Source organism: Pantoea sp. X-Soil-YNGN-785, assembly GCF_059730585.1.
In genome coordinates this window covers 3,730,703-3,750,634 of sequence record NZ_AP035942.1, presented here as the reverse complement: position 1 = coordinate 3,750,634, position 19,932 = coordinate 3,730,703, and the positions used below count along the sequence as shown (strand labels likewise).

At 55.1% G+C, this 19,932-nt stretch carries 18 protein-coding genes; 7 read left to right on the top strand and 11 right to left on the bottom strand.

From position 1 onward, the window contains the following. Nucleotides 1-21: 21 nt before the first annotated feature. Nucleotides 22-459, bottom strand: coding sequence for a universal stress protein UspA (uspA, locus tag AC6I8E_RS17505; RefSeq protein ID WP_013359387.1), 438 nt, complete (start codon nt 457-459; stop codon nt 22-24). Nucleotides 460-874: 415 nt separating this feature from the next. Here uspA and uspB point away from each other — a divergent pair, with 415 nt between their 5' ends. Next, nucleotides 875-1,210 (top strand): universal stress protein UspB, encoded by a 336-nt coding sequence (uspB, locus tag AC6I8E_RS17500; protein ID WP_013359386.1) that lies wholly within the window; start codon nt 875-877, stop codon nt 1,208-1,210. 37 nt (nt 1,211-1,247) lie between these two features. On the opposite strand, the gene pitA is transcribed toward uspB, so the two are convergent. Beyond that, nucleotides 1,248-2,750: an inorganic phosphate transporter PitA gene (pitA, locus tag AC6I8E_RS17495; protein ID WP_133163748.1), complete on the bottom strand. Its 1,503-nt coding sequence runs from the start codon at nt 2,748-2,750 to the stop codon at nt 1,248-1,250. A 243-nt stretch (nt 2,751-2,993) separates the two neighbouring features. Between pitA and AC6I8E_RS17490 the strand changes: the two genes are divergently transcribed. Beyond that, nucleotides 2,994-4,178, top strand: coding sequence for a BaiN/RdsA family NAD(P)/FAD-dependent oxidoreductase (locus tag AC6I8E_RS17490; protein WP_013359384.1), 1,185 nt, complete (start codon nt 2,994-2,996; stop codon nt 4,176-4,178). A 7-nt stretch (nt 4,179-4,185) separates the two neighbouring features. Here the strand turns inward: AC6I8E_RS17490 and AC6I8E_RS17485 are convergent, their stop codons facing one another. Continuing rightward, nucleotides 4,186-5,172, bottom strand: a complete 987-nt coding sequence (locus AC6I8E_RS17485; RefSeq protein ID WP_497824259.1) for an aldo/keto reductase — start codon at nt 5,170-5,172, stop codon at nt 4,186-4,188. Nucleotides 5,173-5,465: 293 nt separating this feature from the next. Here AC6I8E_RS17485 and AC6I8E_RS17480 point away from each other — a divergent pair, with 293 nt between their 5' ends. Together AC6I8E_RS17480 and AC6I8E_RS17475 are read left to right on the top strand one after the other, a co-directional pair. Then, nucleotides 5,466-5,663 (top strand): hypothetical protein, encoded by a 198-nt coding sequence (locus tag AC6I8E_RS17480; RefSeq protein ID WP_013359382.1) that lies wholly within the window; start codon nt 5,466-5,468, stop codon nt 5,661-5,663. 1 nt (nt 5,664) lies between these two features. Then, nucleotides 5,665-6,492: a hypothetical protein gene (locus tag AC6I8E_RS17475; RefSeq protein WP_033784226.1), complete on the top strand. Its 828-nt coding sequence runs from the start codon at nt 5,665-5,667 to the stop codon at nt 6,490-6,492. 58 nt (nt 6,493-6,550) lie between these two features. Here the strand turns inward: AC6I8E_RS17475 and AC6I8E_RS17470 are convergent, their stop codons facing one another. Then, nucleotides 6,551-7,570 (bottom strand): LacI family DNA-binding transcriptional regulator, encoded by a 1,020-nt coding sequence (locus AC6I8E_RS17470; RefSeq protein ID WP_013359380.1) that lies wholly within the window; start codon nt 7,568-7,570, stop codon nt 6,551-6,553. 227 nt (nt 7,571-7,797) lie between these two features. On the opposite strand from AC6I8E_RS17470, the gene AC6I8E_RS17465 reads away from it, so the two are divergent. After that, nucleotides 7,798-8,475 (top strand): SDR family oxidoreductase, encoded by a 678-nt coding sequence (locus AC6I8E_RS17465; protein ID WP_095706552.1) that lies wholly within the window; start codon nt 7,798-7,800, stop codon nt 8,473-8,475. Between the two features lie 15 nt (nt 8,476-8,490). Here the strand turns inward: AC6I8E_RS17465 and AC6I8E_RS17460 are convergent, their stop codons facing one another. Then, complete coding sequence (locus tag AC6I8E_RS17460; RefSeq protein WP_013359377.1) at nt 8,491-9,879, bottom strand: sugar porter family MFS transporter; 1,389 nt, start codon at nt 9,877-9,879, stop codon at nt 8,491-8,493. Between the two features lie 271 nt (nt 9,880-10,150). Between AC6I8E_RS17460 and AC6I8E_RS17455 the strand changes: the two genes are divergently transcribed. Further along, nucleotides 10,151-10,810 (top strand): epoxyqueuosine reductase QueH, encoded by a 660-nt coding sequence (locus tag AC6I8E_RS17455; protein WP_013359376.1) that lies wholly within the window; start codon nt 10,151-10,153, stop codon nt 10,808-10,810. Here the strand turns inward: AC6I8E_RS17455 and AC6I8E_RS17450 are convergent, their stop codons facing one another. Next, nucleotides 10,811-11,311, bottom strand: a complete 501-nt coding sequence (locus tag AC6I8E_RS17450) for a helix-turn-helix domain-containing protein (protein ID WP_013359375.1) — start codon at nt 11,309-11,311, stop codon at nt 10,811-10,813. It lies immediately after the preceding gene. Between the two features lie 345 nt (nt 11,312-11,656). Here AC6I8E_RS17450 and AC6I8E_RS17445 point away from each other — a divergent pair, with 345 nt between their 5' ends. Next, a complete protein-coding gene (locus AC6I8E_RS17445) occupies nt 11,657-12,679 on the top strand; it encodes an alpha/beta fold hydrolase (protein WP_033784224.1) in 1,023 nt (340 codons plus the stop codon). A gap of 26 nt (nt 12,680-12,705) precedes the next feature. On the opposite strand, the gene AC6I8E_RS17440 is transcribed toward AC6I8E_RS17445, so the two are convergent. The 5 genes from AC6I8E_RS17440 to uxuA all read right to left on the bottom strand — a co-directional run bounded on the left by AC6I8E_RS17440 (nt 12,706) and on the right by uxuA (nt 19,901). Further along, entirely contained in the window at nt 12,706-13,674 is a 969-nt protein-coding gene (locus tag AC6I8E_RS17440; RefSeq protein WP_013359373.1) for a GGDEF domain-containing protein, read from the bottom strand. A gap of 103 nt (nt 13,675-13,777) precedes the next feature. Then, nucleotides 13,778-14,755: a porphobilinogen synthase gene (gene hemB / locus AC6I8E_RS17435; RefSeq protein WP_033734324.1), complete on the bottom strand. Its 978-nt coding sequence runs from the start codon at nt 14,753-14,755 to the stop codon at nt 13,778-13,780. Nucleotides 14,756-14,882: 127 nt separating this feature from the next. Beyond that, nucleotides 14,883-16,388, bottom strand: coding sequence for a glycine betaine/L-proline transporter ProP (gene proP, locus AC6I8E_RS17430; protein ID WP_013359372.1), 1,506 nt, complete (start codon nt 16,386-16,388; stop codon nt 14,883-14,885). 438 nt (nt 16,389-16,826) lie between these two features. Next, nucleotides 16,827-18,434: an EAL domain-containing protein gene (locus tag AC6I8E_RS17425; RefSeq protein ID WP_497824258.1), complete on the bottom strand. Its 1,608-nt coding sequence runs from the start codon at nt 18,432-18,434 to the stop codon at nt 16,827-16,829. A gap of 282 nt (nt 18,435-18,716) precedes the next feature. Further along, nucleotides 18,717-19,901: a mannonate dehydratase gene (gene uxuA / locus AC6I8E_RS17420; protein ID WP_013359369.1), complete on the bottom strand. Its 1,185-nt coding sequence runs from the start codon at nt 19,899-19,901 to the stop codon at nt 18,717-18,719. Between the last annotated feature and the right edge of the window lie 31 nt (nt 19,902-19,932).

Sequence of the window (19,932 nt, the reverse complement as noted above, 5' to 3'; positions counted from 1 at the left end):
TTATTCATTTAAGCGGCTGAATTACGCCTCGTCTTCATCGCGCAGCGGCACAATCAGCATGTCGATATGCACGGTATTGATCAACTGACGAGCTGAAGACATCAGCTTGCTCCAGAAATCCTGATGATGACCGCACACCACCAGGTCAACGTCATATTTTTTGATCGCATCAACCAGCACCTGGCCGAGGTCGCCACTGCCGCTCAGCGTCTCGCTGATCGGATAGCCCGCGGCATCTGATAACCCTTTCAGTGCCGTATGCGTCTCTTCAGAGATGCGCTTCTGCATATCCCCTAAGTTGACATCAATCAGGCCGGTGTAGAGGTCGGAGTAATTCACATCAACGTGAATCAGGGAAATTCTGGCATCGTACGGGCGAGCCAGCGAGACGGCCTTATCCACCAGTAACTGACTTTCGGGAGAAAGGTCTACTGCAATCAGGATGTGTTTATAAGCCATGATAAAACTCCTTTCACGAGATTAAGGATGGCATCCGGTGTTCCTGCCGCGTCACAGCTTAGCGAAATCCTTTGCGCGAGCGGGCGATGAGCGCCACCAAAGTGTCTACCTGCGTTGCAGGTGATGATGTTGTTATGTTCTGAGTATAGCCTTCTCTCACTGCAAATGCTGCCGTTGCCGCCTGGCTTATGAATAAGATCAAGGCTATGCCAGATTTACTCGCGCTGAACGAAAATCATCGTTGGAAAAAATGTAAAGAATTCTCCTACACTGAAAAAAGGCGGTCCGGTTCGCAGCCGCTCAGGGGGTCGAAAATTTTCGCAGTCCGGTGATTCAGTGGCTGGTTTTTTCTGCAGGCGGATACAGTGTCTGACGCTGGGTCTGTTGCTGCGATGCCAGTCGGGAGGGGGAGAATATGATCAACACTATTGCGCTTTTTTGGGCTCTTTGTGTGGTGTGTATCGTGAATATGGCGCGCTATTTTTCATCGCTGCGTGCCCTGCTGGCGGTATTACGGGGCTGTGATCCGCTGCTGTATCAGTATGTCGATGGGGCGGGATTCTTCACCTCTCACGGTCAGCCGAGCAAGCAGGTGCGGCTGGTCACCTATATCTGGGCAAAGCGCTATCTTGATCATCATGACGATGAGTTTATCCGGCGCTGCGAGCGGGTGCGGGGGCAGTTTCTTCTGACCAGTGCACTGTGCGGACTGGTAGTGATAAGTCTGGTGGCGCTGGCGATCTGGCATTAAAAAAGGGCGACTTACGTCGCCCTTTTGTCTGCTGGCATCACACCAGTTTTAAGGCAATCCAGTAGAGCGAACCTGACAGCAGAATACAAACCGGCAGGGTGAATATCCACGCCATGGCGATGTTCTTGATGGTCCGGCTCTGCAATCCGCCCCCGTCAACCAGCATCGTACCGGCTACGGATGAAGAGAGGATATGCGTAGTCGAGACGGGCATGCCGGTATAGCTGGCGACACCAATCGACACTGCGGCGGTCACTTGCGCTGACATGCCCTGTGCATAGGTCATGCCTTTTTTACCAATCTTCTCACCAATGGTAGTGGCAACACGACGCCAGCCAATCATGGTGCCGATGCCCAGCGCCAGCGCGACGGCCACAATAATCCAGATCGGCGCATACTCAATGGTGCCAAGCAGGTCGCTTTTCAGCTTATTGAGGAAGCGCTTGTCATCCGGTGATGTCTCTTCCAGACGGGCCGCTTTATCGGCGGTGTCTGAGATACACAGCAGCAGACGACGCATCTGACCGCGCTGATCAACCGTCAGTTGGTCGTAGCTTTGCAGATTATTCAGCAACACCTGAGCACGCTGAACTGCCTGCAGTGCACGCGCGCTGTCACAGTGGAACTCCTGCGGGCTGGTCGCTGGCACTTCTTCCGGCGTTGGCAGCTTAGGCGGTGCCATCTGGATGATGTGCGTCAGCGAGGCGTTATGCTGCTGGTAATACTGCTCCAGGTGATTAACCGCATCGCGGGTACGCGTAATGTCATACCCGGAGGCATTCATATTTACCACGAAACCGGCCGGAGCCACGCCAATCAGGACCAGCATGATCAGGCCAATGCCTTTCTGACCGTCATTCGCGCCGTGCGAATAGCTCACGCCAATTGCCGAAACAATCAGGGCGATACGGGTCCAGAACGGCGGCTTTTTCTTGCCGTCGATCTTCTCGCGGTCAGCAGGCGTCATATGAATACGCGCACGCTTTTTGGTATTACTCCAGTAGCGACGCAGAATGAAGATCAAGCCGCCCGCCATCACCAGGCCGACAATCGGCGACAGGATCAGAGAAAGGAAGATGTTCAGGACTTTCGGGATGTTGAGTGCATCAACTACCGAGGTTCCGGTCATCAGGGCGTTGGTCAGACCGATACCGATAATGGCGCCGATCAGGGTATGGGAGCTGGAGGCCGGCAGACCGAGATACCAGGTGCCGAGGTTCCAGATAATCGCCGCCAGCAGCATAGAAAACACCATGGCGAGACCGTGAGCCGATCCAACATTTAACAACAGATCGGTGGGAAGCATATGAACAATAGCGTAAGCGACACTCAATCCACCGAGCAGCACGCCAAGGAAGTTGAATACACCCGCCATCACCACAGCAAGCTGGGCACGCATGGCACGCGTATAGATGACCGTCGCAACTGCGTTGGCCGTGTCGTGGAAACCGTTGATCGCTTCGTAAAACAATACAAACAGCAGGGCAAGAACCAATAACAGGCTAGTACTGAGGTCTAGACCAGCAAACAGATGTAGCATAAACGTTACGCCATTTTTGGAGGACATGAACGCGGCGCATTATCCGCGACAACGTGCTGTATGGGAAAGGAAAATATAGCGTTAATTTGACCTTTCGTCGTAAGGCTGAAGGGTAACTCAGCTAAAAAGGGTTAGATATTAAGCAGATACAATATGACACATTTACGGCAATTTTTTGACGCTGGCGTCTCAGTGAGCAGATCACTACAATCTGCGCCTTTCCAGTTAAGTGAGTGAACCGCAGTGGAACAGTTTGACGTTATCATCATTGGTGCCGGCGCCGCCGGTCTGTTCTGTGCCGCCCAGGCCGGACAGCGGGGACGCCGCGTGTTACTGCTGGATAACGGCAAAAAGCCGGGACGCAAGATTCTGATGTCGGGCGGTGGCCGCTGCAACTTCACCAACCTCTATACCGAACCGGCGGCCTATCTGTCGCACAATCCCCACTTCTGTAAATCGGCGCTGGCGCGTTATACCCAGTGGGATTTTATCGATCTGGTCAATCGTCATGGTATTGCCTGGCATGAGAAAACCCTGGGTCAGCTCTTCTGTGATGACTCGGCTCAGCAGATTGTCGATCTGCTGCTGGCCGAATGTGACAAGGGCAATGTCACCCTGCGGCTGCGCAGTGAAGTGCTCAGCGTGGCGCGCGATGAAAGCGGTTATACCCTGCAACTCAACGGCAGTACGGTTCAGGCGGAGAAGCTGGTCATCGCCAGCGGCGGCCTGTCGATGCCAGGTCTGGGGGCTTCGCCATTTGGCTATAAAATTGCGGAGCAGTTCGGCCTGAGCGTCTTTCCGACGCGGGCGGCGCTGGTGCCTTTTACTCTGCACAAGCCGCTGCTGGAGCAGCTGCAGACGCTGTCAGGCGTGGCGCTGGAGACCACGATTGATGCGCAGGATGGCACCCGCTTCAAAGAGGCGATGCTCTTCACCCATCGCGGCCTGTCCGGTCCGGCGGTATTGCAGATTTCCAGCTACTGGCAGCCGGGTGAATTCGTCACTATCGATCTGTCGCCCGCCACACCGCTTGAGGCGTTTCTGACGGCACAGCGTGAAGCACATCCGAATCTCAGCCTGAAAAACAGTCTGGCGAAAATCCTGCCGAAGCGTCTGGTGGAAGTCCTGCAGGCGCTGAAGGTGGTCCCGGACATCACGCTGAAGCAGCTCAACAGCAAACAGCAAACGGAGCTGGCGCAGACGCTGCACGCCTGGCGCATCCAGCCAAACGGCACAGAGGGCTATCGTACGGCGGAAGTAACGCTGGGCGGCGTGGATACGACGCAGCTCTCCTCGAAAACCATGGAGGCGCGTGCGGTGCCGGGGCTTTACTTTATTGGTGAAGTGGCCGATGTCACTGGCTGGCTGGGCGGATATAACTTCCAGTGGGCGTGGAGTTCTGCCTGGGCCTGTGCCCAGGCGTTGTAACGCGCGTTTACCAGCGCTGATGCACGTGAGGCGCGATCTTCTCCTGATAGATCTGCTTCAGCGCTGCCATTGTCTCCTCAGAGAGCGCATCGACATCGCTGGCGCGGGCATTGGCTTCAGCCTGTTCGCGATTTTTCGCGCCAGGAATCACCACGCTGACATCTTCGTTCATCAGGATCCAGCGCAGCGCAAACATCGCCATGGTGGTGTCCCCGGTGACGAAGCGGCGAATCTCCTCAACCACTTCCAGCGCCACCTCATACGGCACGCCGGAGAAGGTCTCGCCCTTATCGAACGCTTCGCCATTGCGATTAAAGGTGCGATGGTCGTCAGCGGCAAACACGCTGTCGGCATTCATTTTACCGGTCAGCAGACCTGACGCCAGTGGCACACGGGCGATGATCGCCACATCACGGCGTTTCGCCTCACGCAGCAGCAGTTCCGCCGGACGCTGGCGGAAAATGTTGTAGATCAGCTGAATCGACGAGACGTTGGGAAATTCCAGCGCCTTCAGCCCTTCCTCGACTTTCTCAACGGAAACACCGTAGTGACGGATTTTTCCGGCGGCCACCATCTCATCCATCACCGCGAAGACGTCCGGGTTGTAGTAGATCTCGGTCGGCGGGCAATGAAGTTGCACCAGATCCAGCGTTTCGGTCTGCAGATTTTCACGTGAGCGATCAATAAAGGCGTTGAGATTTTCGGCGTTGTAGCCCTCAGCCACGTGTGGTGAAAGGCGACGTCCCAGCTTGGTGGCGACAAACGGACGTTCCCCGCCGCGCTGGTTCAGCACCTCCGCGATAATCTTTTCGGAGCGACCATCGCCATAGACATCGGCGGTATCAATAAAGGTGATGCCCGCATCCAGCGCGGCGTTCAGCGCGGCTTTGGCATCCTCCATGCTCACTTTTCCCCAGGTTCCGCCAATGGCCCATGCGCCAAAGCCAATTTCAGAGACGCGCTGACCGGTACGGCCCAGTGTTCGTAATTTCATGCAAACCTTCCTCGATGCGTTTCAGACAGGGTGACAGAAAAGGGCTAACCATTGATCTTAGCGCTTTCCGGCGGTGAGGCGATTCGGCGTTGTTGCATACCAGACCCGTATAAACAGGAGGCTTTTTGCGGCAGGCTGCTGGTTACGTTGAAGATTTCTGCAAAAAACAGGCCGGATCGTGTGGATACCGCTTCGCTAATTAATTGATTTTAAGAAATTTCACCTGAAATTAAACAGGCGAGAGTGTGGATTCGGTCACATACTTCAATTTTCAGGCCAACAATGGGATCGCTATGTTTAAATTTGTTAAGTCGGTCTTTGCCAGTCCCGAGAAGTTTCTACAGATCATGACCCGTCAGGATATCAACGACTCCATCGCCGAAGGTGAGCGCATCATTATTGATGAGAACGGCAATATCTCGGTCAATACGCTGAGTGAGGAAGTCCACGAAGATTTTGCCCGCCATGTGAATACGTTAAAGGGAGTGTAAGGTGGGTACCGCAATATTTATGGTGCTGATGGTCAGTGGTTACTGGTACACCAGCCGTGATTTAAACAGCCGCTTTAAAATCCGCCGCTCGTCGGGCTGGGATGTCTATTTTCTGGTCGCGCTTTACGGCTGTATTTTTGTTCTGCAGGGCGTGTTCGCCACTGGCATCGTCTGGCTGCTGCTGCTCTGTATGTCCGGTATCGCCAATGCCCTGCAGATGATCCCCGGCGTGCATCTGAAGTGGCAGGTGGAGTTCATGAACTGGAGTTTCCTGGGCATCCAGGCACCGGTTGTCATTATGCTCGCCTTCGCCATTCTGCTCTGCCTCTATCGCTCAAACTGGGCGGGCAGCGCACGCCTGAATGTATCAGGGCGTAAAGATCTCTATCAGCGGCTGTCACGATCCAACGGCGTGGAGCAACTGCTGTTTCAGTGCATGGAAGAGGGTGAACTGGCGTGGATTACGCTGAAGTCGCGCCGTATTTACATCGGCATGGTGCATGCCTCGACCTTTGAATATGAGAGCACCAAAAACATCGTGCTGATCCCGATGCTGAGCGGCTATCGCGACAGCAAAACGCTGAAGCTGGCGGTAGAGCATAACTACAGCAAATGGTACGCCGAGCATGAGATCACGCTCGACTCGAAGCCTAAAGATGCGATGTCGTTTCGTAAAGTGATTATGGTGGACCAGATTGAGAGTCTGTCACTGTTCGATCCGGCCAGCGCCACGGCACTTTCGATGGGACATCCGCAGGAAGTGGAGAAGAGTCAGGGTAATGATGACGACAGTCCGGACAGCAATGAAAGCCGTGACGAGTCGGATTAAGAATGCTCACCTGGTTTTCCCTGATTAAATTGTCTCATCAGGGGAAACCGGGTTCATCTCACACCATATTTTCCGCCGTAAACAGCCGGAACGCGACTTTACCCGCCTGATAGACATCCGGCTGATAGCCGGTTTCCAGATGACTCAGCATCAGATCGATCGCTAATCGGGCATGCTGCCGGGCATGTTGATCCAGCGTAAACGCCACTTCATCGTTCAGCAGTAGCTGACGGGTCACATCATAAAGCTCATGGGTGATGTAGGTGCATTTACCCAGCAGCTGATGAGCGCGCAGGGTATCGCTGACGTCCGTGTTGCCCATGCCGGTGTTGTAGACCCCGGCAATCGCCTGTGACGAACGCAGATTGCGGGCCAGCTCGCTGCGGATGGTTTCCCGCTGATCCTGACCCGACAGCACCTCACGCAGATAACGCTGCGGCGCACGCTGCTCCATGGCTTCACGGAAGCCGGCGATACGCTGACGGTGGGCGCGATAATCAAAGCGGCCGCTGACCATCAGAATGTCGCCGGGCTGGTTCAGGGTTTTACTCATCAGAAGGCCCGCGGTGCGGCCTGCCTGATACTGGTCGATGCCAACATGACACAGGCGGTCAGCGTCGGGCAGATCGGTGACGATGGTGATCACCGGCACATTGCGGCTGCGGCACAGCGCCAGTGCCCGATAGACAGGCGGTGAGTCATGTGCAAACACGATAATGCCGTCGCGGGTGCTGCTGCGGGCGACAATGCTCTGCGCCAGCTGCTCGGGCTGCGCTTCGGCCACGAGCGTTTTGTGCAGCTTCAGGCGGCGATAGCCAAGCTGACTGGCGATCTCGCTGAAACAGGTGGTGAGCTGCTGAAAAAAGGATGAGCCGTTGTTACTAAGGAAGACTTCGATTTGCCACGGATGCTGATACTCCTCTGGCAGCAGACGCCGGAGTCCCGCTTCACGCGCGGCCTTCAGAACTTTGCGGCTGGTCTCCAGCGAGACGCCGCCGCGCTCATTCAGCACCCGGTCAACCGTCGCAATCCCGACGCCCGCCATTTTTGCCACCACCTCTAAGGTGAGCTTTTTCATTCAGACTCCACGCGTAAATGGCGATTAGCTGCTGCCTGCCAGACTGTTTATCTCTTCTAACCGGTTAAAAGTAAAAGATAAAGTAATTTGATGATGGAAAACCATCAACAGCGTTGCGCCATGCGCTTTTACCCTCAGTGCGGTCGTCAGGTTAAAAAGCACAGCGGGCCGCTGTCCGGGCGGAAATACCGTTAAGCTTGTAGCGAGACAATTAACGAGGAGTGAATATGGCGCAGCAAAAAGAAGTTCTGATTATTGGTGCTTCACGCGGTATCGGTCTGGCGGTCGTGCAGGCGTTTGCCGGTGAGGGCTGGCAGATCACGGCCACCCATCGCAGCGGTGTTCCGGAGCAGGGCAACAGGCCAGGTATCGACTGGCAGGCGCTGGATATGACCGACGCATCGGCGGTTCAGCAGCTTGCTGGCCAGCTCAGTGGCAACGCGTTCGATGCGATTCTCATCAATGCCGGAATTTCCGGGCCTTCGCACCAGAAGGTGTCGCAGAGTGACGATCAGGAACTGGCACAGCTGTTCCTGACCAATGCGATAGCCCCGGTTCGCACTGCAGAGATTCTGCTGCCGCTGCTGAAGCCGGAGGGCGTACTGGCGCTGACCTCATCCCAGCTCGGCAGCCTGAATGAAAATCCGGAGGCGCAGATGCCGATTTACTCGGCCAGCAAAGCCGCACTGAATATGCTGAGCCGCACGCTGACCCCGGCGGTTGAAGCACAGAACGGGACGCTGCTGACGCTGCATCCCGGCTGGGTGAAAACGGACATGGGCGGCGAGAGTGCGCCGCTGACGGCAGAAGAGAGCGCCGCCGGTATCGTTCAGCAGCTGACCCAATGGCGCGGACGCGGGGGTCATCACTACGTCGATTACGCCGGCCAGCAGCTGCAGTGGTAGGCTGATACGGGGCGGTTACGCCCCGATGTCACGCAGTGCCTTACCCTTCATCAGATTACGTTCAATGTGTTCCAGCGTTACATGTTTGGTCTCGGGTACCAGCATCATCGTCAGCACGATAAAGACCAGGTTGAGCGCGCCGTAGAACCAGAAGGTGTTGGCATTCCCCAGTTGATCCAGCATCGTCAGGAAAGTGGCTCCCACTATCATGTTGCCGACCCAGTTGGTGGTGGTGGAAGCAGTAATGCCGAAGTCACGCCCTTTCAGCGGCTGAATTTCTGAACAGAGCAGCCAGATGACCGGTCCGGCCGCCATTGCAAAGCCAACGATAAACATCAGCAGCATCGCGACCGCAAAGTATTTGCGGAAATCTGTTTCGACGCCGATATGCAGCAGCGTGCCCAGTACGCCCATGCCCACCGCCATCACCAGAAAACTGGTGGTGAGCATAGGCTTGCGACCCCAGCGATCGACAAAAAAGATGGCAATCAGCGTGGCCAGCATGTTGACCAGCCCGACAATCACCGTGCCCCACATCTGCTCACTGGTGCTGGAGAAACCGGCAATATTGAAGATTTTAGGGGCGTAATACATCACCACGTTCATGCCGGTAAACTGCTGCATTACCTGTAGCAGCATCCCCAGCCAGACCGCGCGGCGGAAATTGCCATTAGAGCGGAACAGCGACCAGCCGCGCTGTTTCACCTGGAGGCTTTCCCGGATCTCTTCCAGCTCCTCCCGTGCCTGTTCGCTGCTGTTACGCAGCCGATCCAGCACGCGCTGCGCCTCGTTGAAACGTCCGTGCGCCGCCAGCCAGCGCGGACTGTTGGGCAAAAACAGCACGCCGATAAACAGGATCACCGCCGGAATAGCGATAACGCCGAGCATCCCGCGCCAGTTGCCGCTGTAACTGAACGCGGTGTCGGAGAGATAAGCGACCACGATGCCGGTGGTCAGCATCAGCTGGTACATCGAAATCATTGAGCCACGAATACGTTCCGGCGCAATCTCCGCCAGATAGAGTGGCGCGGTATAAGAGGCGATCCCTACCGCCAGCCCCAGCATCACACGGGCACAGACCAGCGACTCCACATCGGGAGAAAAGGCGGACCACAGCGAACCAATCACAAACAGCGTCGCGCCCGCCAGCATGCTTTTCTTACGTCCCAGCTTTGAGGACATCCAGCCCGCCGCCAGCGCACCCAGCGCCGCACCAAACATCATCGAACTCACCACCCACTCCTGCTGATGGTTGGTAATCTGCAAATCTTTCGCCAGGAACGGCAAGGCCCCTGCGATGACGCCGATATCCAGACCAAACAACAGGCCGGACAGCGCCGCCATAAAACAGACGAACCAGGTAAAACGGTTCTGATGATTTCCCGATTTTTTAGCCGCGGCCATGCGAGTCTCCTTGCGGTGATTCAGTGTCAATATTGTTAATGTTATGTAAACATAGTCGATATCAATGTGGGTCCGATCACACTTCCGGCTATCGCTGGGGTCGCACAACATGGCTGTGAAAAGAAAGCATCGGAGATCAGCAGGTTGATGCAGAAACGGGAAACCGCAGCCAAGGCACGAATATGCAAAGCAGCCTGCATCAGGTCAGATTTTGCAACTGACCGCCTGCGGCATTACACTTCCGCCTTTCTGCTATTGATTGAAGGTACTTATGTCTGAACCTTTCCAGCGTCAGCCGCTGCCCTTGCCGGGCGGCCATAAAAAAGTTTTACTGCACTCCTGCTGCGCACCCTGTTCGGGGGAAGTGATGGAAGCGATGCTGGCCTCCGGCATTGAATACACCATCTATTTCTACAACCCGAATATTCATCCGCTCAAAGAGTATGAGCTGCGCAAAGAGGAGAATATTCGCTTTGCCGAGAAATTTGGCGTGCCGTTTGTCGATGCTGACTACGACCGGGATAACTGGTTTGAGCGGGCGCGCGGGCTGGAGTGGTCGCCGGAACGGGGTGAACGCTGCACCATGTGCTTTGATATGCGCTTTGAGCGCACGGCACTCTATGCCCATGAAAACGGATTCCCGGTAATGACCAGTTGTCTGGGTATTTCACGCTGGAAAGATATGAAGCAGATTAATAGCTGTGGTGTCCGCGCAGCGGCGGCGTATCCGGATCTGCTCTACTGGGATTTTAACTGGCGTAAAGGTGGCGGATCGGCGCGAATGATTGAAATCAGCAAGCGCGAGAGCTTCTATCAGCAGGAATATTGCGGCTGCGTCTATTCACTGCGCGACACCAATCGTCATCGCGTCACCCAGGGACGTGAGCGTATTAAGATTGGTGTGCAATATTATCAGCCGGATGAATCCTGATTAACTGATATCGCAGAAAGCATCTGCCTGCGCATAGCCGCGCGCTGAGCGCGTAACAGGCCGGACTGTTACGCCACAGCTCTGCTTTATGCTGCCTGGCCGGACGTAGCTGCACAGCGCGCAGGGGTCGTCAACGTCGGCCATCTGCTGCTTCGCTTCTTCACTCATCAGTCGTTTACGGCAGGCGCTTGGCGTGCAGCCCATAATCTGCTTAAACGAGCGGGTAAAAGATTGCTGGCTTTCAAAATGGTATTTCAGCGCCAGGCTGATGATGGGCGTGCGGCTGTTTTTTAAATCATTCACACTGGCGTTAAGTTTTTTCTTACGAATATAGCGCGCCAGCGTTTCATTATGATAACGGGCAAAGAGTTTCTGTAAATACCATTTCGAATACCCGGCTTTTTCTGCAATATCATCCACGCTTAAACGCTGGTCGAGATTATTGTTAATCCACTCAGTGATAGAGACGATCACGCTTTCGTTATATCTGTTTTCTTTCATAGCTGTTCTCCCCTGTTTAATTCAGCGGAATTATGAATTATTTATCTTAATGTGCTTATTCTTTGCGTAAAGTTCTTTCAGTATTTGAATCGTTATCTCTGAAGAGATTCATATGAACAGCAGTTTTTAATAAAACAGATGAATTGTAATTAGTCTGTTGTTAATTATAAGGGGAATAATTGATCCCGGGCGGATAACGATAAACGCGAGCATAGTATTTCGCTTGCCGCTTCGCGGTTAAGGCGGCCAGCGTCTGTGAAATCAACGCCATAGCACGGACCATCAATAGATTTTCTGCCGCGACATGCCAGGCTTACGACTCACCTTTAACCTGGAGAACCCCGGATGAGCCCGACATACGCGTTGAAAAAACCGCTTGCCGCTTTGCTCACCTCGCTGGCTTTATTTGCGCATGCGCCCGCCAGTGCCGCGCCTGTTTATGGCGAACAGCTGGAAGGATTTCATTACCCCTATCCTCTGCAGCATTTCGATTTTCAGTCCCAGCAGCAAACGCTGAGTATGGGCTATATGGATGTGAAGCCGGTGCAACAGGCCAACGGCAAAACGGTGGTGCTGATGCACGGTAAAAACTTCTGTGGTGCAACGTGGGAAGAGACCATTCGCGCGCTGAGTCAGCAGGGCTATCGCGTTATCGCGCCTGACCAGATTGGCTTCTGCAGCTCGACCAAGCCCGCCAGCTATCAATACAGCTTTCAGCAGCTGGCTGAAAACACCCATCAGCTGCTCGCCCGGCTGGGTGTGGAGAAGGCGGTGATCATCGGTCACTCTACGGGCGGAATGCTGGCCACGCGTTATGCGCTGATGTACCCGGAACAGACGCAGAAGCTGGTGCTGGTCAACCCGATTGGGCTGGAGGACTGGAAAGCCAAAGGCGCACCGTGGCGGTCGGTGGATCAGTGGTATCAGCGCGAACTGAAACTCAGCGCGGAGGGCATTAAGAAGTATGAGCAGCAGACCTACTATGTCGGGCGCTGGAAACCGGAATATGACAGGTGGGTCGATATGCTGGCCGGGCTCAACAGCGGGCCGGGACATCAGAAAGTGGCGTGGAACTCCGCTCTCATCTACGACATGATTTTCACGCAGCCGGTATTTTATGAATTTGGCGATCTGAAAGTCCCGACCACTCTGATGATCGGCACCTCAGACACCACGGCCATCGGCAGTGATATCGCCTCAGCAAAGGTCAAAACCCGGCTGGGCGATTACGCGGTGTTGGGTAAAGAGGCCGCAAAACGTATTCCGGGCGCGCGCTTAATTGAATTCCCCGGGATGGGGCACGCGCCACAAATGGAAGAACCGGCAACGTTTAATCAGACGCTGCTCGACGATCTGGCGCGGCCCTGAATGGTCAGGCGCTGCGGCGCCTGATCTCAAACCGCTACGCGTTTCTGCTTTTTCCTGAGGTACATCTGCTCATCGCTGTCGTGCAGCAACTGTTCCAGCGACTGTGGATGCGCTGCGTCAAACTCCACCACGCCGGACGAGAATTGCAGGCGGTAACGACGATTCAGACTGACTGACTGCTGTTGCAGATAATGGTCGAACCGGGCGAGTAACGCTTCGCTCTGCTGCTGCTGCAGGCCGTTAAACAGCACCACGAACTCATCGCCGCCCAGACGGGCAAACAGATCGGAGTGCTTAAACACCACCTTCATCGCATCGGCAAAGTCCATCAGCGCGCGGTCGCCTTCACGGTGGCCCAGCGTGTCGTTAATCTGCTTAAACTTGTCGAGATCGAGAAAGGTCAGGCAGGCGGGCCGGTTTTTCATCAGGCACTCATTCAGAACCATCTGCCCCAGCGTCATAAAGCCGCGACGGTTGGTAATCTGGGTCAGCTCATCGCAGGTGGCGGTCTGAAAGGCGACCAGTTCCGCTTCGGCCATCGCGGCCAGGTCGCGCATCGTGGCCTGATCCTCTTCGTTGAACTGACGCGGTTCGCGACCAATAATGCAGAGCGTACCCATTTTCGCGCCGCCGGGCGCACGCAGTGGACAGCCTGCATAAAAGCGAATATGCGGTTCGCCAGTCACCAGCGGGTTATCATGAAAACGCGCATCTTTTTGCGCATCTTCAACGATCATGATCTCATCCTGCAGGATGGCGTGGCCGCAAAAGGAGATGTTGCGGGGTGATCCTTTAGGTTCATAGCCCTGAGCAGATTTAAACCACTGATGGTCATTTTCCAGCAGGCTGACTAACGCGATAGGGACGTCATACAGGCGGCGCGCCAGGCGGGTTAAACGATCAAACCGCTCTTCCGCTGGCGTGTTCATTATGTTCAGCGCACGCAACTGCGATAAACGTTGTGCCTCGTCGGCAGGGATTTCAGGTGCTTTCATCACAGAGACCTTTATTGTTTTAGCGGAAGCCAGGTTCTGGTGTTTGCCTTACGGCGAAGAAGAAGAGCGTGACATAGCAACCACGCTCTTTATGAGGAGGGGATCAGAGCACTTTTTGTTCTGCGAGATCAAGGGCGAAATAGCTGAAAATCAGGTCCGCACCGGCGCGTTTAATCGCACCGAGACTTTCCAGCACCACATTACGCTCATCAATGGCACCGGCCTGTGCGGCAAATTTAATCATCGCGTATTCGCCGCTCACCTGATACGCCGCCAGCGGCAGTTCGGTGCGTTCACGAATGTCGCGCAGAATATCCAGATAGGCACCTGCCGGCTTCACCATCAATGAATCCGCGCCCTGGGCCGCATCAAGCAGCGATTCACGGATCGCTTCACGGCGGTTCATCGGGTTCATCTGGTAGGTTTTACGGTCGCCTTTCAGCGCCGTTCCGGCGGCTTCACGGAACGGGCCGTAAAACGATGAAGCGAATTTGGTGGAGTAGGACATGATGGCGGTCTGGGTAAAGCCCGCCGCGTCCAGTGCCCGGCGAATCGCCTCAACCTGACCATCCATTGCCGCTGACGGCGCAATGAAATCCGCACCGGCTGCGGCGGCAACCACGGCCTGCTTACCCAGATTGGCCAGGGTTGCATCGTTATCGACGCCGTGATCGCAGAGCACGCCACAGTGACCGTGGCTGGTGTATTCGCAGAAGCAGGTGTCAGACATCACGATCATTTCCGGCACGGTGTCTTTGCAGATGCGGGACATGCGTGCCACCAGACCGTTTTCGTTCCAGGCATCGCTGCCGGTCGCATCGGTATGGTGCGAAATACCAAAGGTCATCACCGAGCGAATGCCCGCTTTGGCGATGCGCTCAATCTCATAAGCAAGGCGTTTTTCCGGAATACGCATTACGCCAGGCATCGCCTGAATCGCTTTGTAATCGTCGACTTCTTCTTCAACAAAAATAGGCAGAGCCAGATCGTTCAGGCTCAGAGAAGACTCCTGGAACATTTCACGCATTGAAGCGCTGGCGCGCAATCTTCTTGGGCGCTGGATAAGGGAATAATCAGACATTTTCATTCTTACGCAGGTGAAAAAAGTGACGACAGTTTACTCTCTTTGCCCGCGAGGCATGAAGGTTTGTGTGCGGTAATAAGAGGGGAAAAGGACTCTCCCGCCGGACGGCGGGAGAGCAGAACGATTACTCGTTGATATCCGGATGCTGCTGCACCAGGTTTTTACGTTTCGCTTCCAGGCGTGCAATTTCTTCGTCGATATCTTCGATTTTGTGCTCGATGTTATCGTGATGCTCCTGCAGGATTTCGCGCGCTTCTTCCATGTCTGAGGCCGCTGGCGTCGCACCTTTCAGTGGCTTGTTTGCCGTCTCTTTCATGAACAGACCGGTAATCAGACCAATCACCGCCACCACCATGAGATAGTAGGCTGGCATGTAGAGGTTGCTGGTGGTTTCTACCAGCCAGGCCGCCAGCGTTGGCGTCAGACCGGCAACCAGTACCGAGATGTTAAACGCACTCGCCAGCGCACTGTAGCGGATGTGCGTCGGGAACATCGCAGGCAGTGACGAGGCCATCACACCGGTAAAGGCGTTGAGGATCACCGCCATCAGCAGCAGACCACCAAAAATCAGGCCCAGCACGCCACTGTTGATCATCATAAAAGCGGGAATTGCGAAGACCAGCAGGGCAATACTGCCGATGATGACAAACGGACGACGGCCAAAACGGTCACTCATCATGCCGATCATCGGCTGAACAAACAGCATACCGATCATAATGGCGATGATAATCATCACGCCGTGATCTTCGCTGTAGTGCAGGTTGTGCGACAGGTAGCTCGGCATGTACGTCAGCAACATGTAGTAGGTGACGTTCGTCGCGATAACCAGACCGATACAGGAGAGCAGGCTGCGCCAGTGTTTGGTCGCAATCTCTTTAAACGAAACCTGCGGACCATCCTGCAGGCCTTCGCGGTCGCCCTGTTCCAGTTTGTCCACGTGCTGCTGGAATGCCGGGGTCTCTTCCAGCGCATGACGCAGGTAAAGACCGATGATGCCCAGCGGCAGCGCGACGAAGAACGGCAGACGCCAGCCCCACTCAAGGAAGCTTTCTTCCCCGATAATGGAGGAGATCAGCACCACCAGGCCCGCACCGAGCACGAAGCCCGCAATCGAACCGAAGTCGAGCCAGCTCCCCATAAAGCCACGTTTACGGTCAGGCGAATATTCGGCGACAAAGATTGAAGCACCGGTATATTCACCGCCTACCGAGAAGCCCTGTGCCATCTTAGCTAACAGCAGCAGAATCGGCGCCCAGATGCCGATGGAGGCATAGGAGGGTATCAGGCCGATACAGAACGTACTGACCGACATGATGATGATGGTGATGGAAAGGATTTTCTGACGACCATATTTGTCGCCCAGCATACCGAAGAACAGACCACCCAGCGGACGGATCAGGAAGGGTACAGAGAAGGTACCCAGCGCGGCGATCATCTGCACGCCTGGTGATGCATCCGGGAAGAAGACTTTACCCAGTGCATAGGCCACAAAGCCATAAACACCGAAGTCGAACCACTCCATCGCGTTACCCAGAGAGGCCGCGGTGATGGCTTTACGTAAACGGGCATCATCGATGATGGTCACATCATCGATCCCAATTGGTTTTACACGCTTCCTACGCAATTTCATAGAATTACCCTGTAATGGAACACGAAAGTCCTCAACGGCGCGAGCCGCGGTGAGTCATCAGACCGCTGCGTTGAGAAATTTAAGCATAGCTTCAAATAAGCGCGGTTTACGCGCCCACTGACACAATAATTACTGTTGTTATTATTGCGAACAGCGACAGAGTATACCGTTTTTGTGTGATATCTGTCATGTTTGGGCTACATACAGGCTATTTTTACCACTGATACGGCTGATTAGCTGCGCAAAAAAATTATCACGCTGCGTGACGACCGCCGTTTTTTTCAGCAAATTGGGGGCGGGAAGGGGTGATGAGCGGCGATACCGACGCCGCAGGTGGTTATTCGCTATACAGAGCAGGGTGGCAGTAAGCCATGCGACCTAACGAAAGACACACAGACGCCGATATTGCGCGGCAAGCCTGTTAAGTTCAGGGTCGGTTCAGATGCTGGCTGCCTGATGAGTCTCAGGGGCGTGATCCGCTTTAACCAGCTGTTCGCCCTGTCTGGCGAGCCAGGCAATCAACGCCGCGTTGTCCATCGGGCGGGCATAATAAAAGCCCTGGATGAAGACCACGCCGCGCCGTTGCAGATAGCTGAACTGCAATGCGCTCTCGACGCCTTCCCCCAGCACTTCCAGCTCAAGCTCATGACTGAGCTGAATGATTGCATCCAGCACCGGGGTTCTGCCCTCCAGGGATTCAATCGCGTTGATAAAGCCGCGATCGATCTTCAGATAGTCCATGGTGAAGGTCTGTAAGTAACTCAGCGAACAGTGACCGGTACCAAAATCATCAATCGCCACTTTCATTCCGCAACCGCGCAGCTGCTCCAGCTTGCGTGCCACCTCAACGCCATCTTTGATCAGGCTGCGTTCGGTCAGCTCCAGGGTAATCAGGAACTGCTTATCTTTAACCCGGTCAGCAAAGTGCAGCATATCGTCGACAAAGTCCGGGTGCTGCAGATGATCGGCCGCCACGTTAATGGCCAGATGGAAGCCTGGTTCAACCTGCCACGCCTGCACATCCTCTGCAATTAAATCGAGCAGATGACGGGTAAGTGGCACAATCATGCCTTCCGCTTCAGCGGCACCGATAAAAATATCGGGCCGGATGCCGTTACCGTCGGGCGTTGTCCAGCGCAGCAGTGCCTCTGCGCCGCTACAGCGCTGCAGCCGGTTGTCATAGACTGGCTGATAGTGCGCCCTGAACTGACCGCTGGCGATGGCCCGCCGAATCTCATCGCGCCAGGAAATACGCCGTTGCAGCCAGTTCGCCATCAGCATCATCAACAGAATCGAGAAAATGATCGCCATCGGCATGATGATCAACATTACCTGACGCCAGGCCAGGATCAGCTCAGAGGGTGAGGCAATAAGGGTGACAGAGAGCGGATAGCGGCTGGAGCTGGCCTGATAAATCAGCGGTTCAAACCAGCCGGACAGGGCGATTTGCGGATCGCCAAACGAGATCGGCGCGCCGTCGTTAAATTCCATGCTGAAATGATAGAGATGGGTACTGCTGATGGCGCGCATAAAATCGATCAGATACTGGCCATCAACGACTGCCCAGAACCCCTCACCATCGGGCAGATCGCGCATAAAAATCACTGCGGGACGGTCCGGCACACCCGCCGTTCCGGCAATCGACAGGCTCCACCAGGCTTTTCCGGTGACCGGCGCATCACGCATGATCATATCGCTCAGAAAAGCAGGCTTCGTACCATAGGCTGAAGAGCAGGCAATTCTGTTTTCTTCCATTTTACCAATGGCGCGAAAATAGGGATTCAGCGCACCGATGCGCTGTAACTGGTTTTCAATCTGGCTGCAGGGCTGATGCTGAAACTGGCGCAGCTCAGTAATCATATTCCAGGCGCTGTCGCTCATTCTCTCGGCCTGAGATAACAGCGTCTTTGCCGCGTTCACCTGCTGCTGCCGCACGGTGTGGCGCGCATCTAGGGCCGTGAAAAAAATGCCAATAATCAGAGGCAGCACGCCGGAGATAATAATCACCAGCCTGGCGTAGTCGCGTTTTCGTTTCAGTAGCGGCACCGCTAAATCCTCTGGATATTATTGGTATTATACGGAGGGGCTAATCAGTGGCGCAGCATAGCATTTCTCCGGGCGGTGCAGATTAGCGTTTTTGCGATCAACTGAACTGACTCAGGTCAATTATCGACCAGACTTTACATTTTATTGACAGGTTGTTTTGCCTTTATTGGTATTCAGCAAAAAAACAGGTGAGAACGGGAGGCAGGGCAGAAGGACGAATCGCTGCTGCCGCCTGGGGTGACCCTGGCCCGCCTGAGCGCGGACGCAGGGTAAAGGTGATTCTTAATCAGCAAAATAGATCTGTTTCAGCGCCACTTCAACGCCGCGCAGCTCAGCCAGTCCTTTCAGCCGGCCAATGGCAGAATAGCCGGGATTGGTACGTTTATGCAGGTCGTCCAGCATCTGATGGCCGTGATCGGGGCGCATCGGAATTGCTCGCTGATTGCCCGTCCGCCGCCGCCGCTGCTCTTCCGCCAGAATGACCCTGATGACGCCGACCATATCGACGTCGCCCGCCAGGTGCGCGGCTTCATGGAAGCTGCTGGGGTTTGCCTCGCGCTTTGTGGCGCGCAGGTGGACAAAGTTGATGCGGTCGGCATAGGTTTCCGCCATCTCAACCAGCGCATTGTCGGCACGCACGCCATAGGAACCAGTACAGAAGCAGAAACCGTTGTGCAGACTGTCCACGGTTTCCTTCAGCCACTGCATATCTTCCTGGGTAGAGATGATGCGCGGCAGGCCCAGAATCGGTCGCGGTGGATCGTCCGGATGCACTGCCAGTTTAATCCCCACTTCCTCCGCAACCGGCACGATAGCGCGCAGGAAGGTTGCCATATGCTCGCGCAGTTTCGCTTTGTCGATGCCGTCATACTGTGCCAGCTGCGCCTGGAACTGCTCCAGGGTGTAACCCTCTTCGGCACCAGGCAGACCGGCGATAATATTGCGCACCAGCGTACTTTTATCCTCAGCGCTCATGGTGGCAAAGCGCTGAGCGGCGGCCTGCTGTTCAGCCGCGCTGTAATCCTGCTCCGCGCCCGGACGCTGCAGCAGATAAAGTTCGAAGGCGGCGAAAGCGTCGGCGTCGAAGCGTAGCGCTTTTGCGCCATCCGGCAGCGTCCAGGCGAGGTCGGTGCGTGTCCAGTCCAGCACCGGCATAAAGTTGTAGCAGACGGTATCGATGCCACAGGCGGCCAGATTGCGTATCGACTGCTGATAGCTGGCGATATAGCGAAGGTAGTCACCGCGCTGGGTTTTGATCGCCTCATGAACCGGGATGCTCTCCACCACCGACCAGACCAGACCCTTTTCCGCCAGCAGTGCCTGACGCGCTTTAATCTCCTCAACCGGCCATACTTCACCGTTAGGGATATGGTGCAGCGCCGTCACAATACCGGTTGCGCCCGCCTGACGCGCATCATCCAGGGAGACCGGATCGTTCGGGCCGTACCATCGCCATGTATGTTCCATTTTTACTCCTCAACTGTGATGTGGCCCAGTG